Source organism: Bacillus sp. EKM501B (genome assembly GCF_011800505.1).
Lineage (GTDB): Bacteria > Bacillota > Bacilli > Bacillales > Bacillaceae_G > Bacillus_A > Bacillus_A cereus.
In genome coordinates this window covers 104,160-123,974 of record NZ_JAALFZ010000008.1, presented here as the reverse complement: position 1 = coordinate 123,974, position 19,815 = coordinate 104,160, and the positions used below count along the sequence as shown (strand labels likewise).

Here is a 19,815-nt window from a genome sequence, read left to right as displayed (position 1 = left end):
CTCTATTATTTTTTGGAAGGAAAAAGCGTAGGAAAATACCTACGCTTTCGTTCCTACTTCGTTAACATACGAGAAATTACAAGCCTCTGAATCTCTTGTGTTCCTTCATATATTTGTGTAATCTTTGCATCTCGCATATAACGCTCTACTGGATAATCTTTCGTATAACCGTAACCACCAAATACTTGCACCGCTTCAGTCGTCACCTTCATCGCTGCATCGCCTGCAAATACTTTTGACATCGCTGATTCTTTTCCATACGGAAGCCCTTCTGATTCAAGCCAAGCCGCTTGATATGTTAAAAGGCGTGCTGCTTCTACATCTGTTGCCATATCCGCAAGTTTAAAGCCAATCCCTTGCTGCGCCGCAATTGGTTTTCCAAATTGATGGCGCTCTCTTGCATATTCTACAGAAGCATCTAAAGCCCCTTGTGCAATACCAACAGCTTGCGCCGCAATACCGTTACGACCTCCATCTAATGTTTGCATCGCAACTTTAAACCCTTGTCCCTCTTCTCCAAGTAGATTCTCTACAGGAATACGGCAATCTTCAAACATAATTTCAGTCGTTGGTGAAGAGCGAATCCCTAGCTTGCTCTCCTTCTTCCCAACTGAAAATCCCGGTGTATCACTTTCTACAATAAATGCACTCGTACCGCGCTGCTTCGATTCAGGATCAGTTAGCGCAAAAACAACATAAATATCAGCAATACCGCCATTTGTAATGAAAATTTTTGATCCATTTAAAATATAATGATCGCCATCTCTCTTTGCGATTGTCTTCATTCCACCAGCATCCGATCCAGATCCTGGTTCCGTTAAGCCGTATGCACCAATTTTCTTCCCTTCAGCCATCGGCCGTAAAAACTTTTGCTTTTGCTCTTCCGTCCCAAATTTAAAAATTGGCCATCCCGCAAGTGAAGTATGCGCAGACAGTGTTACACCTGTTGAAGCACAAACGCGAGATAATTCTTCAATAGCGATTACGTATGCTAAGTAATCGCTTCCAATTCCACCGTACTCTTCAGGCCATGGAATACCAGTTAAACCAAGCTCTGCCATTTGATCAAATAACTCTCGATCAAATCGCTCTTCTTCATCACGCTCAGCTGCTGTTGGTGCCACTTCATTTTTAGCAAAATCTCGAACCATTTTTCTTATCATTTCATGTTCTTCTGATAGTTTAAAATGCATCTCCGTCTCCCCCTCGCCCTTTTATAAAGCACGGCTAATAACAAGTTTCTGTATTTCACTTGTTCCTTCATATATTTGCGTAATTTTCGCATCACGGAAAAATCGTTCTACTGGATAGTCTTTCGTATAACCGTAACCACCAAATACTTGCACCGCCTCAATCGCGACTTCAACCGCTGTCTTAGAAGCAAATAATTTCGCAATAGATGCTTCTTTACCGCATGGTAATCCTTGTGCCCTAAGAGATGCCGCTCTATATACGAGTAACCTTGCTGCCTCGACACTTGTTGCCATATCTGCAAGCTTGAAGCCAATCCCTTGCTGCGCCGCAATTGGCTTCCCGAATTGCTCTCTTTCTTTTGCATAATCAATTGCACAGCCAAGCGCCGCTTCAGCAATTCCTAAAGCCTGCGCACCGATTCCAATTCGCCCAACATCTAAATTCGCCATCGCCACTTTGAATCCTTGTCCTTCTTCCCCAAGTAAATTCTCAGCTGGCACTTTCATATCTTCAAAAGTAAGTTGTACTGTACGAGAACCGAGAAGTCCCATCTTATGTTCATCTTTTCCAATGATTAAACCAGGTGTATCTTTCTCTACTATAAATGCAGAAATACCACTTTTTCCTGCCTCTGGATTTGTAGAAGCGAATACAATGTATGTACTTGCTTCACCACCATTTGTAATAAACACTTTCGATCCATTAATAATATAATGATCACCTTTTTTCACAGCTCTTGATTTCAAACTCCCTGCATCTGATCCTGCATTTGGCTCTGTTAAAGCAAATGCACCTAAATATTCCCCGGTTGCAAGTTTAGAAACATATTTTTTCTTCTGTTCTTCTGTTCCAAAATATAAAATCGGATTCATTCCAACTGACGTATGTACAGCTAAAATTACACCAACTGTTGCACTTACCTTTGAGATTTCCTCAATTGCTAGAATGTAAGAAATAAAGTCCATTTCTGCCCCGCCGTATTTTGCAGGCGCTGGAATACCCATTAATCCAAGCTCACCCATCTTTTGCAAAATCTCTTTCGGGAACACCCCTTGTTCCATACTAGGAACAAAGGGAGCTATTTCCTTCTGTGCAAAATCCCGAACCATTTTCCTCATCATTTGCTGCTCTTCATTAAAACGAAAGTTCATATATTCCGCCTCCATTTGCTATATATCCTTTAAATAATTTGGTAAGACCACTATGTTGTAACAAAGGGGGCATTTATTCGTAAACGTAGAATCCACGACCTGTTTTACGCCCTAACCATCCTGCATTCACATACTTACGTAATAATGGACATGGGCGATATTTACTATCTCCTAATCCTTCATGCAACACTTCCATAATGTATAAACACGTATCTAAACCGATAAAATCAGCGAGTGTCAAAGGCCCCATCGGATGGTTCATACCAAGCTTCATGACTTCATCAATTGCTTCTTTCGTCGCTACACCTTCATATAACGTATAAATTGCTTCGTTAATCATCGGTAGTAAAATGCGGTTTGATACAAAACCTGGGAAATCATTCACTTCAACTGGTACTTTCCCAATTTTTTTCGTAATATCTTCAATTGCTTCATATACCGCATCATCGGTAGCCAAACCACGAATAATCTCAACAAGCTTCATAACTGGGACTGGATTCATAAAGTGCATACCGATTACTTTTTCCGGACGCTTCGTTACCGCTGCAATTTCTGTAATTGGCAGAGATGACGTATTCGTCGCTAAAATTGCGTGTTCTGGAGCAATTTCATCTAGATTCGCAAAGATTTTCTTTTTAATATCCATTTTCTCAACAGCTGCTTCAATAATAAGATCCGCTTCTTTCACACAATCTAAATCAAGCGTTACTGTAAGACGATTTAATGTCGCTTCCTTCTCTTCTTCCTTCATGCGTCCTTTTTCTACTTGGCGCGCTAAGTTTTTCGTAATGATAGCCATTCCTCTATCTAATTGCTCTTGCTTTAAATCTTGTATCTTCACGTCATATCCTGCCATTGCACATACTTGTGCAATTCCTGATCCCATTTGCCCTGCACCAATTACAACAATGTTTTGTACACCCATTTTTTCTTCCCCCTTAATTGTTAATAAATTTTATACCCTCGAACTTTAATTAGTGGACTTCAATCATCACTGCGTCCCCTTGACCGCCACCGCTACAAATCGAAGCAATTCCAATTCCGCCGCCGCGCTGCTTAAGTGCATGGATTAGTGTAACGATAATGCGCGCTCCGCTTGCTCCAATTGGATGCCCCATCGCTACCGCGCCGCCATTTACATTCAATTTTTCCGGATCAATTCCTGCGATTTCTGTACTTGCAATTGCTACCGCTGCAAATGCTTCATTAATCTCGAATAAATCGATGTCTTCAATTTTCTTGCCTGTTTTTTCAAGCAATGCGTTAATTGCATAACCTGGCGTTCTTGGGAAATCTTTAGATTCCACTGCAATTGCTGTATGCGCCAAAATTGTCGCTAATGGCTTTCTTCCTTCTTGCTTCGCTCTGTCTTCGCTCATTAATACAAGTGCGGCACCACCATCATTTAGTCCCGGCGCATTACCAGCTGTCACCGTCGCTGTCTTATCAAATACAGGTTTTAACTTTGCTAACTTTTCAATCGTTGTATCTTCACGTGGCGCCTCATCCTTTGCAACGACAATAGGATCGCCTTTTCTTTGCGGAATCGTTACTGGCACGATTTCCTCTTCAAAACGCCCTTCTTTATGCGCTGAAACCGCACGCTGATGGCTACGATATGCCCATTCATCTTGCGCTTCGCGAGAAATTCCATCTTCCTTCGCAACTTCTCCGCCATAAACGCCCATGTGTGTACCTGAAAATGCACATGTTAAACCGTCAGCAACGTTTAAATCAACAACTTCGTTATTGCCCATTCTGTATCCCCATCTTGCTCCGCGTAAAATGTAAGGACTGTTACTCATCGACTCCATACCGCCAGCTACAATTAGTGATTGATCGCCAGTACGAATAATCTGATCCGCCAACGTAACCGCACGAAGTCCTGATGCACAAACTTTATTCACTGTTTCCGTCTGCACTTCCCATGGGATTCCAGCAGCCCTTGCAGCTTGGCGCGATGGAATTTGCCCCTGTCCACCTTGAATAACCGTTCCAAATATAACTTCTTCAACATCACTAGCCGCAACATTTGCTCTTTCAAGCGCTGCTTTAATTGCAATTCCTCCAAGTTCCGCCGCTTTTACATCTTTTAAAGATCCTCCAAATTTTCCAACTGGTGTTCTTGCAGCACTTAAAATAACTGTTTTACTCATGTTTCTTTCCCCCATTTCATTTTTTAACACTGAGCGCTCGCTCGGTATCCCTACGTTGAGAAGAGGTGCAATCATTGCACCTCTTTCTAAAGTTGTATACATTCTTACAAACTACATCGCTTCTTTTTTCTGTCCGATAACAGATCGTTCTAAAATCTCTGTCACATCAAGAGTTTGAACCTTCTCTTCTACCTCTTTCGCTTTCGTTCCATCACTGATCATCGTTAAGCAATATGGACAACCTGTACCGATAATGGATGGCTGTACAGCTAATGCTTGTTCTGTACGAGCAACGTTAATACGTGAACCTGTTGTTTCTTCCATCCACATTAAGCCACCACCTGCGCCACAGCACATTCCCGTTTCACGGTTACGTGCCATTTCTACAAGATTCACTCCAGGAATCGCTTTCAAAATGTCACGTGGCGCTTCATACACTTCGTTGTATCTTCCTAAATAACAGGAATCATGGTACGTAACTGTTTCTTCAATAGCGTGAACAGGCTTTAAGCGCCCTTCTTTCACCCACTGAGCTAACAATTCTGTATGATGATAGACTTCTGCTTGCAAGCCAAAGTCCGGATACTCATTTTTAAATGTGTTATAAGCATGAGGATCAATCGTAACGATTTTCTTCACTCCTGCCTTTTCAAATTCTTCGATATTCTTTGTCGCCATCTCTTGGAATACAAATTCATTTCCAAGGCGGCGTGGTGTATCTCCAGAATTCTTTTCTTTATTACCGAGAATTGCGAATGAAATGCCTGCTTCGTTCATTAACTTCGCAAACGATATCGCAATCTTCTGACTACGATTGTCGTATGATCCCATTGAACCAACCCAGAATAAATACTCGAATTCCTCCCCAGCTTTTGATTTTTCTTTTACAGTTGGAACTGTTACTTCGTCATCACCTTGGCGCCATGTTTCACGCTCTTTACGGTTCAGCCCCCACGGATTTCCTTGACGCTCGATATTTGTCATCGCGCGTTGTGCTTCCGCGTCCATTTTTCCTTCAGTCAAAACGAGATATCGACGTAAGTCAATAATTTTGTCAACATGCTCATTCATAACTGGGCATTGATCTTCACAGTTACGGCACGTTGTACATGCCCAGATCTCTTCTTCTGTAATAACATCTCCGATTAAACTCGGATCGTAAGCGAGCGTTGTAGACGCTGATTCTTGTTGCCCTTTTCCAGCTGCCATCATCGCTAACTGATTTCCTTGTGTATTATTGAAGGCAACTACTGGAACCCACGGTGCTTTTGATGTTACCGCAGCTCCTTTATCAGTTAAATGATCGCGAAGTTTTAAAATTAAGTCCATCGGTGATAACATTTTTCCTGTTCCTGTTGCCGGACACATATTTGTACAACGGCCACACTCTACACAAGCGTATAAGTCAATAAGTTGATTTTGTCTAAAGTCTTCAATTTTACCAACACCAAATGTTTCTTGCGTTTCATCTTCAAAATCAATCTTTTCAAGCTTCCCTGGGTTTGAAAGACGACCGAAGAATACATTAGCTGGTCCTGCAATTAAATGCGCATGTTTTGATTGTGGAACATACACTAAAAACGTTAACAAAATTAGTAAATGCACCCACCAAGAAAAATAGAACACTGAAATGGCTACGGTTTCATTTATCCCGCTAAAAACGTAAGCGATTGCAGAAGCAATTGGTTCACTCCATGAAAGCTCCTCGCCATGCCATATAAGTCCCATACCGTTACCAAGTAGCACAGAAATCATTAAACCACCGATAAAAATAAGAACAAGACCTGATTTGAAGTTACGTTTTAAACGAACAAGCTTTTCTACATAACGTCTATGAAAAGCCCAAAATACTGCAATTAAAATAACAAGTGTGACAATTTCCTGGAAGAATGTAAATGCAGGGTATAGTGGTCCAAGTGGAAGATGTGATCCTGGTGCGAGTCCTTTCCAAACGAAGTCAATTGCTCCAAATTGGACAAGAATAAATCCGTAAAAGAACATAACGTGAATGATGCCGCTTTTCTTATCTTTCAGCAGCTTTTTCTGACCGAAAACATTGACCTTAAGGAGATCCCAACGCTCTTTAAAACGACGGTCAAACTCAATTTTTTTTCCTAATTGTATGTAGGCCATTCTCGTCCGTATAAGATATACAAACAAATATCCTGCATAAGCAATAACAGCAATGGCAGCCAGCCAATTAATAATCAGTAAGCTATTCATTTTTATGCTACCCCTCTCTTTGTAAGCCCTCTTTCTTTTTGAATCTTCAAAAATATATAATTTTCTGAATTATATCCCCTATCCCCATTATATAATGAGTGAGCATTCAGTCAACAGTTTTTTGTTATAGAACAACACATTTTTTCATAAAGCTGTTTATTTCGGTGAAACTATAAAGTGAAACTTTAATCAGTAGGGGTGGTTCATCCCCCACTGATTATTAGTTGAACCAATCGGGCTTTTACGGGCAGTTGATTTCCTAACTAACTTCTACTTATCCAACAGTTTTTGAGGTGAAAGGCTTACTGCCCGTTAAAGCAGGATAAAGTGAAACTTTAATTAGTACAACATCTATCCTCTAAAGAAATTTATAATAACAGCCGTGCTACCCGTATCATTTGTAACATACTGAAGGTGAAAAGAATGCGAAGGAGGGAATTCACTGATGCTCTACTTATCTCTTTTGTTAATATCCGTTGCTCTTTGGATTACAATTGACCTTTCATACGGGCGACTTCTTCATTTAAAACGAGTAAGCTCTCGCACTTTCCCTTTACGTCAAAGTGATTTTCACCTTTATACATACGGGAAAGATTTATATGACGCTTTATTTACTGATATAAAACAAGCACAGCATCACATTCATATTTTATTCTTCATTGTAAAAAATGATAAAATCAGTCGTGAATTTTTAAAATTGCTGATTGATAAGGCTCAGGAAGGAATTGAAGTACGACTTTTACTTGATCGATTTGGCAGCCATTCTTTATCAAACGAAGCTATTCGCTCCCTGCAAAAACATGGTATATCTTTTTCATTTTGTCATAAGGTAAAATTTCCTCTGCCTTTCTTTTCTGCTAATCAGAGAAATCATAGAAAAATTACAGTGATTGATGGGAAAACCGGCTATATCGGGGGATTTAATATTGGCGAAGAGTATCTAGGGCATAATGAACACTTAGGATTATGGCGAGACTATCATTTACGTCTTACAGGAGAAGGGGTTCAAGATTTACAAAAGCAATTTTTGCATGATTGGTTTGATGATACGAAACAGAATTTATTGGATGCTTCTCTTTATTTTCCAAAACAACAACCAGGTACCATCCTGCATCAATTTATTCCGACTGATGGTGCTTATTTACAGCATACTTTTTTACATTTAATTAACGCGGCAAAAAAAGAAATCTGTATCGGTACACCATATTTCATTCCTGGAAAAAAAATTATGAATGCCTTATTAAAAGCAAGAGAAAGAGGGGTTCAAATCACAATTCTTGTTCCAGAAAAAGCTGATCACCCTCTCGTTCGGGAAGCAAAATTCCCGTACTGCCGAAAATTAATACAGGCTGGTTGCAATATTTATGCATTTCAACAAGGGTTTTTTCACGCCAAAATTATTATAGTGGACGATGATATTTGTGATATCGGAACGGCAAACTTTGATATGAGAAGTTTATATATTAATCATGAAATAAACTGCCTGTTATATAATAAACATTTCATTCAAACAGTAAAAAATAAATTCCATGAAGATCTAGAGAATGCATCCGTACTTTCCTATAGCGATGTAAACCCGCCTTCTCTTATCGATAGAGGAAAGGAATGGATTGGAACAATGTTTGCTTTCTTTTTATAGGAAAGACAATGAATAAAAGAGGTGTATCTCATATGATTATACGGTTTGGATATGTCTCACATGCAATGGCACTCTGGGACTGTTCTCCTGCCAAAACAATGACGTTTACAAGTTTTAAGAAACTTAGCAAGCAAGAACGAGAAGACAAACTGTACCATGTTATAAAGCAAAATTTAGAGCACACAATACGTATCCTTCATTACAATATAGCGCATGAAATCCCACTATATCGCCTATCGTCTTCCATCGTCCCACTTGCAACACATCCCGAAGTCGAGTTTGACTATATTGGGGTATTCACACCACTTTGGCGTAAAATAGGGGCTTTAATTAAAGAACACAATTTACGAATAAGTTTTCATCCAAATCAATTTACGCTATTTACAAGCGACAAGCCACATATTACTACTAACGCTATTACGGATATGACTTATCATTATAAAATATTGGATGCTATAGGCATTGCAGATTCTTCTTACATTAATATTCATGTAGGTGGAGCCTATGGAAATAAAGAAAAGGCAATTGAGCGCTTCCATGAAAACATAAAAAAACTTCCTACACATATAAAAAAACAAATGACTCTTGAAAATGATGATAAAACCTATACAACCGCTGAAACTTTATCCATTTGCCAAAAAGAAAATATTCCATTTGTATTTGATTATCATCATCATATGGCCAATCTTTGCGAGGAACCACTAGAAGAGTTGCTTCCTGCAATTTTTGAAACTTGGTCACATACAAATATCTCTCCTAAAGTTCACATTTCCTCCCCGAGATCGGAAAAAGAATTTAGGGCTCATGCTGAATATATCGATTTAGAGTTTATTAAGCCTTTCTTACACATTGCAAAAAAACACAATCATAATTTCGATATTATGATTGAAAGTAAACAAAAAGACTTAGCACTATTCCAATTAATAGATGAACTTTCTGCTATAAGAGGAATTAAAAGAATAAGTGGTGCAATGTTACAGTGGTAAATTGTAACTTTGCACCATTTTTTCAAAAAAGTAATTTTTATAGTAAAAAACATTCTGTTTTATATGCTATTATTTAAATTAGCATTTTCTCCCCGAGATTCAACTTTATTGAAACGGAGTCATAATATGATTAATCAAAAAAAGTATATACAATCTGTCATAATATACATATTTATATTTGCTCTTTGGATATTCCTTATACCAAATGAGTCGAATATAAAAGAAATCGGGATTCTTTTCTTATTCTGTTTCGCTGCACTTTTTTCTTGCTATTGCTTATGTAAAGCGATTAGAAAAATGACGCATGGTGATAAATTATTTTGGATTTTATTATTATGTACTTGTCTATGCGGGTTAGCTATGGAAATAACTTTATTTCTTCCTTCACTTTCTATTCATAAGCAAGTTATATTCTCATATAAAGCATTACCTTTTTTTATCATACAATATGTTTTACTCTTTGTTGGATTTGCTATAAAGTTTATAAAAATTTACTCTATTAAGGGTCTTGCTCAATTTTCATTCGATAGCATCTTTATTGTTATTATGAACATTTATTTCACTTTAACTTTTATCTTGGACCTTTCAAGCTTCCGTATGTTAACAAAGGAAACTTGGATTTTAATTGGCTATTTTATTGCACAATCATTAGTAATTTACGCCGTTATTAGTCTTTATAGAAGAGAACAATATTCTTCTAGTAGAATCGCATTAATTATCGGTTTCACTATTATACTCGTATACGGTTACATTCATCTGTTTCAATTAAATTTTGGGATGAAAACTTCTCCTGAATTTAATTATTTAATACACACTGCTTCTATTTTATTAATTGGACTTTCTTCCATACTATATATCTTGGATAAACCAATGCAACATGAAACGAAAGCAAAATATTATCGATTCGATTATGTACGTTTTATACTACCTTATTTTAGTATAATTATTACTTTTTCCTTTATTATCATTCAACCTTGGGATGATAAATTTATGTTAATTGGTCTCGTATTATCACTTATTTTGTTATTCTTGCGGCAACTTTACATGTGGAAAGATAATCAAGCACTAATCCTTACATATGAACAGTTGACTACACAACTAGAGGATGAAGTTGAAGAAGGTGCATTTGCATTATCAAAAAGTGAACAACGCTATAAGTCTTTATTCGAAGATCATCCCGATGCCGTTTTCTCTTTAAATATGAATGGCATTTTTCAACAATCTAATAAGGCTTGCGAAAGCTTATTTACTGCCTATTATTGCCAAGTGGCAAGCTATTCTCTGGTACACTTCATTGATTCAAAAGACCACGAACTACTAAAGAAGGCTTTACAAATTACAAAGGAAGGTAGGCCACAAACGTTAGAAGTTCGGACAAAAGAACAAGAAGGCTATTATTATTATCTTCATATTACACTTATCCCTACTTTTATAAACAAAGAAGTGGTCGGAATGTTTGGGATAGCACGTGATATTACCACCTTATATGAAAAACAAAAACAAGTAGAACATTTAGCCTTTCACGATGCACTTACTGGATTACCAAATCGCCGAAAGTTCGAAAAAGATTTAAAAGCCATTTTAAATACAGCTCAAACTAACGCAAATGATGTCGCCGTCATATTCCTTGATTTAGATCGATTTAAAAAAATTAACGATAGACTTGGTCATGACGTCGGAGATTTATTATTAATTGAAGTAGCAAAAAGATTACGCGGTTGCTTGCGTTCAAAAGATATCGTCGCTCGCCAAGGTGGAGATGAGTTTACAATTCTATTACCAGAAATGTACTCAGAAAAAAGTGCAATTTTTATAGCTGAACAGATTTTAACTATTTTAAACAAACCATTCTTCATTCAAGGCGAAGAACTCTCTATTACACCAAGTATCGGAATTGCGATGTACCCTGATTATGGAACTGATGTAAATGAGTTAATGAAAAATGCTGATATGGCTATGTATCGTGCGAAAGCAAATGGAAAAAACAGATTTGTTTTCTTCTCAAAAGAAATGAGTATCGCTCAAAATGAAATTCAATTCTTAGAAGGTGAACTTTCAAAAGCATTACAACAAAATGAATTTTTCCTTGAATACCAGCCACAAGTAAGCACAAAAACAAAACAAATTATCGGTTTTGAAGCATTAATACGTTGGAAGCATCCAAAACTCGGTATCGTATCTCCTGCCCAATTTATCCCTCTAGCAGAGGAAACTGGTTTTATTATTGAACTTGGCAATTGGATTTTACGTACTGCCTGTTTAGAAGCAAAAAGATGGCATAATCAAGGTTTTTCTCACTTAAAAGTTGGTGTGAATTTATCTGTTGTTCAATTTAACCATGCAGATTTAATCCCAACTATTTCAAAGGTGTTGGAAGAGACAGAACTGAAACCAGAAGCACTAGATATTGAAATTACGGAAAGCATCGCAATTAATCAAAATCAATCTGTAGTTGCAAAACTAGAACAACTTCAAAATCTCGGTATTCAAATTTCAATCGACGACTTTGGTACTGGTTATAGTTCTTTAGCTTATTTAACAAAATATCCAATCAACACATTAAAAATCGCTCGAGAGTTTATTTGTGGAATTACAACTAGTCCTTTAGAAGAAGCAATTGTCTCTTCCATTATTACACTATCAAAAGAACTAAATTTAAAAGTGATTGCAGAAGGTGTAGAAACAGCAGAAGAATGGGAATTTTTACATAAACAAAATTGTGATCACATTCAAGGATTCTTTATTAGCAAACCTGTTTCTAGTAAAGACGTTTGGATGTTACTCCATAAAAAAACAACCGCCTAAGTAAGACGGTTGTTTTTTAATATTCAAAAGGTAAATCTTTAGCTAATTGTACCTCTTGATCGTTATGAGAAATTATATGGCTTTTCTCTAATGCCGTATCGCCTAATGAAATACCCCATGCCATCGCTAACGTCAATAAACTACCAATAAGTAATTTCTTCATATTCCATCACCCACATTTTTTATTTTAATATATCATGAAAATTTATCCCTATTATATGCAATTATGCATACCCATTTTTTAGGATATTTATCTACTGATTTTATTTACGAGCGCTTCTTTATATGCATGCATTTCTAATATATCAAAAAAGAAACTTGCCTTTTTATATGCATCTTCAACCTCTGCCTCATCGTACTCCAACTTCCCTAGGCATTCACCTCTTTGATAATATAGCTGTCCAATTAATGCCATACTATTAATTCGGCATGATATTTCAATCGCTTTATTTACTTGATAAAGTGACTCTTCATATTGATTATCTAAATATAATGCTTTTGCATGATTATATCTTACCTTCACTTCAAATTCTTCATTATCATGCAATACATCTAATTGTTTTAATATATCTTCAAATAACTCAATACTCTTCTTAAAATAGCTATTTTCAGCATAAATATTTGCAATCGCATTTTCTATATAAAGATTTTGGTATACGTCTATTCCAGCTAACTGTTGATTTAACAATTTTTTCAATTCTAAAATACAATATTCGTAATCGATTTTCTTTAATATGTAAGCTGCTACATGATATTGCCATTGAAGAAACTGCTGAAATTCAGGATGATATTCTTCCTTTTTCAGCTCATTCCATACTTTATTATAAATTTCTTTATATCTTTTTTGCTTACAAAGCATAATGATTTGATCTTTAAACTTTTTTTTTCTTTCAATATCAGAATAAATGAGTACCTCATAAAAATGAATAATGGGAACTTGTAATTTTGCTGCGATACCTTGCAATATATCCATACTTGGGTATACCGCACCCGATTCAATCCTGCTCACTTCCGATTGATGACATATATTATCGGATAACTGTTTCTGTGTTAATCCCCTCATCACCCTAATTTTCTTAATTTCACTTCCTAATTTTTCTGCGTGCATACTTACTCACCATCCCATTAGAACAATCTAATTTTTTGAGTTGTCATACCACTACAATAATGTGAATTCGACAATTTTTGATATGAAATAATGCATAATATATATAAAATTCGGCAATTTTTTCATACAATTCATCTCACATACAATAATAGATTAGGAGTGTTATAGATGAATTATAGAAAACTTGCTAGTGCTTTCATTACATTCGGTCTTCTTTGCCCTTTATCAACAGAAGCTATTCATGCTCAAGAATTAGACAAAAGTGCAGTCAAAGTTGAAATTGCTCAGCCTGGTTTAACAATCGGGAAATTAACACAACCTCAAAATGATACGAAAGAAAATATTGCTAAAAAGTATTTAAAAGGTGAGGTAAATGGGGCGAAAGCTCAACAAGAACAAGTCACTACTGAAAAAAATGTAGATTTCCAACCTACAAATAAAGAAACCAAAGAAAATCAAACCGAAGTTCGCCTTGCACAAACATATAAAAACTATAAAGTATATGGCCAAGATCTCATTGTAAAAGTAGATAAAAATGGAGTAATCACAACTGTTAGTGGTAAAGTTGTTCAAAATTTAAATCAACAACCTAATCTTACTATAACAAATTTTTTGTCGAAAAATGAAGTAAAATCTAAATTACGCGATATAGTTCAAATTCCAAGTGATGCAGTTGAGACAGAATTCTCTAGCGAAACCGTTGTTTATAAGAAAAAAGATGGCTATTATACATTCGCAACTGTTATTACATTTACTTATGAAAACAATGAACAAATTATAAACGGCAATGCTATAGTTGATTTAAAAACTGGCGAAGTACTTTTCCAAGAAAAATTCATTAAAAACAAAGAGAATAAGACTATAAATCAAGTAACATCACCTAGATTATCCCCCGCAAGTGAGCAAGGAACTGGGAAAAATGCACTTCAAGAAAACATCTCTTTCAATATTGCCAAAGGAACTGATGGAAAATTTTATTTAGCGGATTTATCACGCGGAAATGGTATTTATATTTATAATGCAAACTACGCCGATTCCCTCGGGGGATATAGTCAAGCTGGTTATCCAGGGACACTAATTTCAAGTAGTACTCCTAATTTTGCAGATAAAGAAGCCGCGGGCGCTATGAAGAACATGAGTGATATTTACGATTACTTTAAGAAAGAACATAATCTAAAAAGTTACGACAATAAAGATTCAAAAGTTGTCGCTAGTGTACACGGTTTTGATTCTACTGAAGTTAGTGATGGTGTAAAAGAAGACTATGTAAATGCATTTTGGCATCCCGCTTGGAACCAAATGGTATTTGGTGATGGTTTAGACGGAAAACTAACATCCGCTCTTGATGTAACAGCTCATGAATTTGGACATGCTGTATTTAGTGGCACGACGAAAAATAAAGTCGTGAGATATCCAAGCGCTGAAACATCTGCACTAAACGAGGGATTAGCGGATTTCTGGGGTACACAAATCGAATATTACGTAAAGAAAGATAAAGGAAACTGGATTATGGGCGATACATTAGGTGGCCTAACAATTCGTGATATCCCAAGGGAAATTGGTGACGGCGGTCATAAATTATATACAAATTTACAAGATTTCTATAACGATGGTAATAATCAAGAATCACACGTGAATTCTGGTATTATCAGTCACGTATTATATCAATTAGCTGAAGGTAAAACATATAACGGTGTTGCTGTTCAAAAGCAAGGAAATGAAAAAGTAAGTAAAGTTGTTATGCGTACACTGCAAAATTATGCAACTTCCGCTGAAGACTTTGAATCACTTCAATCTCATATTGTACAAGCTGCAAAAGATTTATATGGCACTGCCGTATCAAATGAATTTGCAAAGGCATTTGAAGCACACGGTTACAAACCGTTACAAAAAATAAATAAAGTAATAGCGGTACAATAATAAAAAAGAAGTTTACCAATCATAGGTAAACTTCTTTTCATATCCAACCCTTTTCTTCCGCAATTGTAATTGCCTCAATTCTATTTTTCGCATCGAGCTTCGTTAATACTTCAGAAATATAATTACGTACTGTACCCGGCGAAAGATAAAGTGCCTTCGCAATTTCGTTTGCCGTCTTTCCTTCTTTCGCAAGCAACAATACTTCCTTTTCGCGATCTGACAACGGATTTTGCTCCTGCCATAGGCCGAACATTAAATCTTGGGAGACCTCTCGTTTTCCCTTCATTACATTACGAATTGCTGCCGCTAAATCTTCACTTGGGCTATCCTTTAATAAATAGCCGTGCACACCAGCTTTCATTGCTCTTTCAAAATATCCCGGCCGTGCAAATGTTGTTAAAATCATTACTTTGCATGATGATTTTTCTTTCTTTAACGCTTCAGCAACATCTAATCCACTTTGAATCGGCATTTCAATATCCATAATACTTATATCCGGTTTTAACGATTCAATTAATTTTAGCGCCTCTTCCCCGTTTGCCGCTTGTCCAATTACTTCGATATCATCTTCTAGATCAAGCAGAGCCCCTAACGCACCACGAAGCATCCGCTGATCTTCTGCAATAATAATTCGGATCATGCCCTCACCTCATCTTTTCCTGTTCTAATAACAACTGGAACTTTTACTGTTAACAACGTCCCTGGATTGATTGTACCTAGTTCAACAAATCCATCAATAAGAGCAATTCGTTCTTTCATGCCGCGAATACCATTTCCATCATGATTTTGATCTGTTAAACCAATTCCGTTATCTTCTACTTTCAAAATTAGTTCACCTTGTGATTCTAATACAGAAACTGCGCACCGCGTCGCCTTACTATGTTTTACAACATTTGTAACGGCCTCACGTAAACACATCCCGACAATATTTTGTTCAATTGGTGATAACGAGCTCGATCTTGCTTCTTGCCTCACTTCTAATTCAATATTAGCTGCTTGTAAGATTGCTTTTATTTGCTCTAGCTCTTCTTCTACCGTAATCATACGCATATCAGAAATTAATTCTCTCAGCTGTTTTAAGGCTGTACGAGACGTTTGTGTAATTTCCTTCGCTTCCGCACTTGCACGCTCCGGATTTTTCACAATTAACTTCTCTACAAGCTGGCTTTTCAAAGTAATAAGAGATAGCGTATGTCCTAATGTGTCATGAAGATCTCTTGCAATCCGCTGCCGTTCTTCCCGTTTTACTAAGTCTTTAATTTGCTCGTTCGCCTCATCTAATTGATTTCTTAACATCTTTTTCTGATTAAAATTACGCATACCAAATGGCGTAAGAAGCATTAAAATAAACATCGGGACGATATTTACTAAACTTGTTGGTGTTAGTTGATTCATATTTACAAATACAAATGCTCCAAGCATTATAACTAACGAGCATAACAGCACTTGAAATACTTTCTTATTCGGCGCAAATCCCATCGCACTTGCTGTGAAAAAGCCAAAAAATATCATAAAAGGATTATAAAATAAAGCAAATAAAAAAATGAGTATCATTTGAATGCATGCCCATAAAATAAACGTCTTCTGAACAAAATAAAGCTGACGGTATGTGATAATAAAAAGTATCAACATACCGCTCCCTAGCACAAGCTTCCATCCTGATGCTTGTGCTAAGTGATAAATTGGAAATAATAGATAAACAAACCACATGTACGGAAAGAATCCCATATGTTTCGGAAAAATCTCAATCCTCTTCTTCTCTATCATTTATACCGCTTCCTGTCTTTTTCTTATATATATTGATACTACAACAAATATAAGGAAATAACCTCCTAATACCGCGATATTTTCCCATCCAATTGATTTTCCAGCTACAATATCCCACGCACCACTTCCGAAATGGTATGTTGGTGTCCATTCACCAATCGTTCTTAATATTTTTGGGAATACTTCAATCGGCATCCATAACCCGCCAACTATAGCTAAACTCATATTTAAAATATTAGCTAAGCCAGCAGCTGCGTCCGCCTTCTTAATGGAACCTATTACTGTTCCTAACGCTAAAAATGGTGTTACCCCTAACAATAACCATAACCCCGCACCAATCCATTGCCCTACCGTTAACTCAACATGATTAATTAGTATCCCTGCAATAAAGATAACTAATATTGAAAAAGCATTTACTACTGTTTGAGCGATAATTTTTGCTGTTAAATATGCCCCCTCTGGAAGCGGTGTAATTTTTAGAAGATGTGTCCATCCTTGCCCTCTTTCCTGAGAAAGCCTTACACCGAAACTAAAGAGTGCAGTCCCTACAATACTGAAAGTTGCCATCGAAATTAAATAATGTGCTTTCCACGCATCTCCGTTTTGTGGTACTTGAACAACATTTGTGAAAATGTAGTAAAACATAACAGGCATTAATAATGAGAAAAAGATAAATAATTTATTGCGGAATGTACGTAAAATTTCTATTTTGCACTGCATCCATAACGCTCTCATGCGATTTCCTCCTTCTGATTTGCAACGAATTGTTCAAATGCCTCATCAAGACTTCCACGTTCAACTGAAACATCTGTTACAGGTAAACTCCTTTGATAAATGGCTTTTAAAGTTGCATCCGTATCCTCCGTTGTTAAAATGAAGCGGCCTTCGTTTGACTTTACTTCTATTACATTTGGTAATTCCTTTAGTAATTTTGTAGGAATGCTTTCCTTTGAGTAAAATGTGATTGTTTTTCTCGAAATCGTTGCTTTCATTTCGTCTGGTGTACCATCTGAGATAATCTTTCCGTTCGCAAATAATAAGATACGATTTGCTAAAGCATCTGCTTCTTCTAAATAATGCGTCGTTAAAATAATCGTTTTCCCTTCACTTGCTAACTTTCGAATCGTTTCCCAAAACGTTCTTCGAGACGTAATATCCATTCCGACTGTCGGCTCATCTAAAAATAACAAATCCGGATTTCCCGCAAGTGCAAGCGCAAAGTTTAACCTTCTTTTTTGCCCACCTGATAATTTCTCACATCTTTGCTTTCGCTCTGATTCTAAATTTGATAACTGCAGTAACGTTTCTTTCTCTATAGGATTCGTATAATAACTACGGAATAACTCAATTGCCTCTTCCACCGTAATACTATCAATGACACTTACTTCTTGCAGCATCGCACCGAGGCTATTACGAACATCTCTATGCTTTGGACTCTTTCCAAATATAGAGACCTTACCTTCCGTTGGTTCCTTTAATCCAAGCATCATCGACATCGTCGTTGTTTTCCCCGCACCATTTGGACCAAGCAACGCTACTATTTCCCCTTTATTTACATGAAATGAAACATTATTTACTGCGTTTTTATGTTTAAATGTTTTAGAAACATCATTTACTTCAATAATCTTTTCCATCTCTCCACCCCCGCTGTTTCTTATATTTACATTGTATTCCTTGGAAAACTTAGGAAACAGTATGATGCGTCATGACATCGATATGACAATTGTCATGTATTCTTTATGAGAGGAATCAACCTGCATACCGCAAGCGAGTAGCAGGACGAAAATAAACATGATACAATCGGATAAGATATATATTCGAGGAAGGACAGTGGTTTTCATGATTATTCGTAATGAACAAGATTTAGAAGGCTTACGAAAAATCGGCCGCATCGTTGCGCTTGCACGTGAAGAAATGAAAAAACAAGCGAAGCCAGGTATGACAACGAAAGAGCTTGATTTGATCGGTAAAAAAGTATTAGATGAGCATGGTGCTATTTCTGCACCTGAAAAAGAATATGATTTTCCAGGTGTAACTTGCATTAGTGTAAATGAAGAAGTTGCTCATGGTATTCCAGGAGATCGTGTATTAAAAGAAGGCGACTTAGTAAACGTCGATGTATCCGCTGCACTTGATGGCTATTATGCAGATACAGGCATTTCATTTGTTCTTGGAGAAGACGAGGCAAAAGAAAAACTTTGCCAAGCAGCGGTTGATGCATTTTGGGCAGCAATGAAAAAGGTTAGAGCTGGCTCAAAACAAAATCAAATTGGTCGTGCTGTTTCAAACTTCGCACATAAAAGTGGATACAATGTTATCCAAAACTTAACTGGTCACGGCATTGGTCTTAGCTTACATGAAGCACCAAATCACATTTTAAGTTACTATGACCCAATGGATAATGCGCTTCTAAAAGACGGTCTTGTTATCGCTGTAGAACCGTTCATCTCTATGAAAGCTGATCATATTATTGAACGTGGTGACGATGGTTGGACATTCGTTACACCAGATAAAAGTCTTGTTGCACAATGTGAACATACCGTTGTCGTAACACGCGGTGAACCAATAATCTTAACAGAAATCTAATACCAAAAACGGCTGTTTTGTAGATTTATTCCACATAAAACAGCCGTTTTTTATTTTTGGGAAAATATGTGAACTAGTGTTGAACTCTTTATCATTTAAGTATATAATCTTTAGCGGAGGTTACTTAAGCTTATCTTTACTAAAAAGATATTGTAACTAAGGAGTAAAACACCTTCTTTCCTATTATTTAAACAGGCTCAAAAATGACCGTAGTAACGTGTTAGTCGAATATTCTGTAATCCTTATATTTCTCTAACAATGTAAGAAACTATCACCTTTC

16 protein-coding genes are annotated in these 19,815 nt (G+C 36.7%); 5 read left to right on the top strand and 11 right to left on the bottom strand.

All coding sequences use genetic code 11. The features are described 5' to 3' along the window. Nucleotides 1-53: 53 nt before the first annotated feature. From acdA to HFD78_RS16800, 5 genes are all read right to left on the bottom strand, one after another. A complete protein-coding gene (gene acdA, locus HFD78_RS16820) occupies nucleotides 54-1,193 on the bottom strand; it encodes an acyl-CoA dehydrogenase AcdA (RefSeq protein ID WP_000545542.1) in 1,140 nt (379 codons plus the stop codon). Between the two features lie 21 nt (nucleotides 1,194-1,214). Further along, nucleotides 1,215-2,345 (bottom strand): acyl-CoA dehydrogenase, encoded by a 1,131-nt coding sequence (locus tag HFD78_RS16815; RefSeq protein ID WP_001011179.1) that lies wholly within the window; start codon nucleotides 2,343-2,345, stop codon nucleotides 1,215-1,217. Between the two features lie 73 nt (nucleotides 2,346-2,418). Continuing rightward, nucleotides 2,419-3,270 (bottom strand): 3-hydroxybutyryl-CoA dehydrogenase, encoded by an 852-nt coding sequence (locus HFD78_RS16810; protein WP_000538871.1) that lies wholly within the window; start codon nucleotides 3,268-3,270, stop codon nucleotides 2,419-2,421. A 49-nt stretch (nucleotides 3,271-3,319) separates the two neighbouring features. Further along, complete coding sequence (locus tag HFD78_RS16805; RefSeq protein ID WP_002025101.1) at nucleotides 3,320-4,603, bottom strand: acetyl-CoA C-acetyltransferase; 1,284 nt, start codon at nucleotides 4,601-4,603, stop codon at nucleotides 3,320-3,322. A 9-nt stretch (nucleotides 4,604-4,612) separates the two neighbouring features. Continuing rightward, nucleotides 4,613-6,724 carry a (Fe-S)-binding protein gene (locus HFD78_RS16800; RefSeq protein ID WP_001086776.1) on the bottom strand — a complete coding sequence of 704 codons (2,112 nt, stop codon included), beginning with the start codon at nucleotides 6,722-6,724 and terminating at the stop codon, nucleotides 4,613-4,615. A gap of 445 nt (nucleotides 6,725-7,169) precedes the next feature. On the opposite strand from HFD78_RS16800, the gene cls reads away from it, so the two are divergent. The 3 genes from cls to HFD78_RS16785 all read left to right on the top strand — a co-directional run bounded on the left by cls (nucleotide 7,170) and on the right by HFD78_RS16785 (nucleotide 12,154). After that, on the top strand, nucleotides 7,170-8,363 hold the full coding sequence (cls, locus tag HFD78_RS16795) for a cardiolipin synthase (protein WP_097863087.1): 1,194 nt from the start codon (nucleotides 7,170-7,172) through the stop codon (nucleotides 8,361-8,363). Nucleotides 8,364-8,395: 32 nt separating this feature from the next. Beyond that, nucleotides 8,396-9,349, top strand: a complete 954-nt coding sequence (gene uvsE / locus HFD78_RS16790) for a UV DNA damage repair endonuclease UvsE (protein WP_002101584.1) — start codon at nucleotides 8,396-8,398, stop codon at nucleotides 9,347-9,349. Nucleotides 9,350-9,475: 126 nt separating this feature from the next. Further along, complete coding sequence (locus HFD78_RS16785; RefSeq protein WP_016111031.1) at nucleotides 9,476-12,154, top strand: DUF4084 domain-containing protein; 2,679 nt, start codon at nucleotides 9,476-9,478, stop codon at nucleotides 12,152-12,154. Between the two features lie 16 nt (nucleotides 12,155-12,170). Here the strand turns inward: HFD78_RS16785 and HFD78_RS16780 are convergent, their stop codons facing one another. Both HFD78_RS16780 and plcR read right to left on the bottom strand, forming a co-directional pair. Further along, nucleotides 12,171-12,317 (bottom strand): quorum-sensing peptide PapR, encoded by a 147-nt coding sequence (locus HFD78_RS16780; RefSeq protein ID WP_000734730.1) that lies wholly within the window; start codon nucleotides 12,315-12,317, stop codon nucleotides 12,171-12,173. Nucleotides 12,318-12,404: 87 nt separating this feature from the next. Further along, complete coding sequence (gene plcR, locus HFD78_RS16775) at nucleotides 12,405-13,262, bottom strand: transcriptional regulator PlcR (RefSeq protein WP_061655672.1); 858 nt, start codon at nucleotides 13,260-13,262, stop codon at nucleotides 12,405-12,407. Nucleotides 13,263-13,430: 168 nt separating this feature from the next. Here plcR and HFD78_RS16770 point away from each other — a divergent pair, with 168 nt between their 5' ends. Beyond that, nucleotides 13,431-15,182 (top strand): M4 family metallopeptidase, encoded by a 1,752-nt coding sequence (locus tag HFD78_RS16770; RefSeq protein WP_061655673.1) that lies wholly within the window; start codon nucleotides 13,431-13,433, stop codon nucleotides 15,180-15,182. Between the two features lie 37 nt (nucleotides 15,183-15,219). On the opposite strand, the gene HFD78_RS16765 is transcribed toward HFD78_RS16770, so the two are convergent. From HFD78_RS16765 to HFD78_RS16750, 4 genes are read right to left on the bottom strand one after another with little or no spacing between them, the layout of a single operon-like run. After that, complete coding sequence (locus tag HFD78_RS16765) at nucleotides 15,220-15,822, bottom strand: response regulator transcription factor (RefSeq protein WP_000619245.1); 603 nt, start codon at nucleotides 15,820-15,822, stop codon at nucleotides 15,220-15,222. Then, complete coding sequence (locus HFD78_RS16760; RefSeq protein ID WP_000570610.1) at nucleotides 15,819-16,949, bottom strand: sensor histidine kinase; 1,131 nt, start codon at nucleotides 16,947-16,949, stop codon at nucleotides 15,819-15,821. The genes HFD78_RS16765 and HFD78_RS16760 overlap by 4 nt, the downstream gene beginning before the upstream one ends. Beyond that, nucleotides 16,950-17,684, bottom strand: coding sequence for an ABC transporter permease (locus HFD78_RS16755; RefSeq protein WP_001202431.1), 735 nt, complete (start codon nucleotides 17,682-17,684; stop codon nucleotides 16,950-16,952). Beyond that, nucleotides 17,681-18,583 carry an ABC transporter ATP-binding protein gene (locus HFD78_RS16750; protein ID WP_086408427.1) on the bottom strand — a complete coding sequence of 301 codons (903 nt, stop codon included), beginning with the start codon at nucleotides 18,581-18,583 and terminating at the stop codon, nucleotides 17,681-17,683. The genes HFD78_RS16755 and HFD78_RS16750 overlap by 4 nt, the downstream gene beginning before the upstream one ends. A 157-nt stretch (nucleotides 18,584-18,740) precedes the next feature. Between HFD78_RS16750 and map the strand changes: the two genes are divergently transcribed. After that, a complete protein-coding gene (map, locus tag HFD78_RS16745) occupies nucleotides 18,741-19,535 on the top strand; it encodes a type I methionyl aminopeptidase (RefSeq protein ID WP_003313889.1) in 795 nt (264 codons plus the stop codon). Nucleotides 19,536-19,815 lie beyond the last annotated feature (280 nt).

Excerpts from the sequence above, each read along its gene's own strand:
- acdA (WP_000545542.1), bottom strand. The coding sequence starts at position 1,193 with ATGCATTTTAAACTATCAGAAGAACATGAAATGATAAGAAAAATGGTT.
- HFD78_RS16815 (WP_001011179.1), bottom strand. The coding sequence starts at position 2,345 with ATGAACTTTCGTTTTAATGAAGAGCAGCAAATGATGAGGAAAATGGTT.
- HFD78_RS16810 (WP_000538871.1), bottom strand. The coding sequence starts at position 3,270 with ATGGGTGTACAAAACATTGTTGTAATTGGTGCAGGGCAAATGGGATCA.
- HFD78_RS16805 (WP_002025101.1), bottom strand. The coding sequence starts at position 4,603 with ATGTATACAACTTTAGAAAGAGGTGCAATGATTGCACCTCTTCTCAAC.
- HFD78_RS16800 (WP_001086776.1), bottom strand. The coding sequence starts at position 6,724 with ATGAATAGCTTACTGATTATTAATTGGCTGGCTGCCATTGCTGTTATT.
- cls (WP_097863087.1), top strand. The coding sequence starts at position 7,170 with ATGCTCTACTTATCTCTTTTGTTAATATCCGTTGCTCTTTGGATTACA.
- uvsE (WP_002101584.1), top strand. The coding sequence starts at position 8,396 with ATGATTATACGGTTTGGATATGTCTCACATGCAATGGCACTCTGGGAC.
- HFD78_RS16785 (WP_016111031.1), top strand. The coding sequence starts at position 9,476 with ATGATTAATCAAAAAAAGTATATACAATCTGTCATAATATACATATTT.
- HFD78_RS16780 (WP_000734730.1), bottom strand. The coding sequence starts at position 12,317 with ATGAAGAAATTACTTATTGGTAGTTTATTGACGTTAGCGATGGCATGG.
- plcR (WP_061655672.1), bottom strand. The coding sequence starts at position 13,262 with ATGCACGCAGAAAAATTAGGAAGTGAAATTAAGAAAATTAGGGTGATG.
- HFD78_RS16770 (WP_061655673.1), top strand. The coding sequence starts at position 13,431 with ATGAATTATAGAAAACTTGCTAGTGCTTTCATTACATTCGGTCTTCTT.
- HFD78_RS16765 (WP_000619245.1), bottom strand. The coding sequence starts at position 15,822 with ATGATCCGAATTATTATTGCAGAAGATCAGCGGATGCTTCGTGGTGCG.
- HFD78_RS16760 (WP_000570610.1), bottom strand. The coding sequence starts at position 16,949 with ATGATAGAGAAGAAGAGGATTGAGATTTTTCCGAAACATATGGGATTC.
- HFD78_RS16755 (WP_001202431.1), bottom strand. The coding sequence starts at position 17,684 with ATGAGAGCGTTATGGATGCAGTGCAAAATAGAAATTTTACGTACATTC.
- HFD78_RS16750 (WP_086408427.1), bottom strand. The coding sequence starts at position 18,583 with ATGGAAAAGATTATTGAAGTAAATGATGTTTCTAAAACATTTAAACAT.
- map (WP_003313889.1), top strand. The coding sequence starts at position 18,741 with ATGATACAATCGGATAAGATATATATTCGAGGAAGGACAGTGGTTTTC.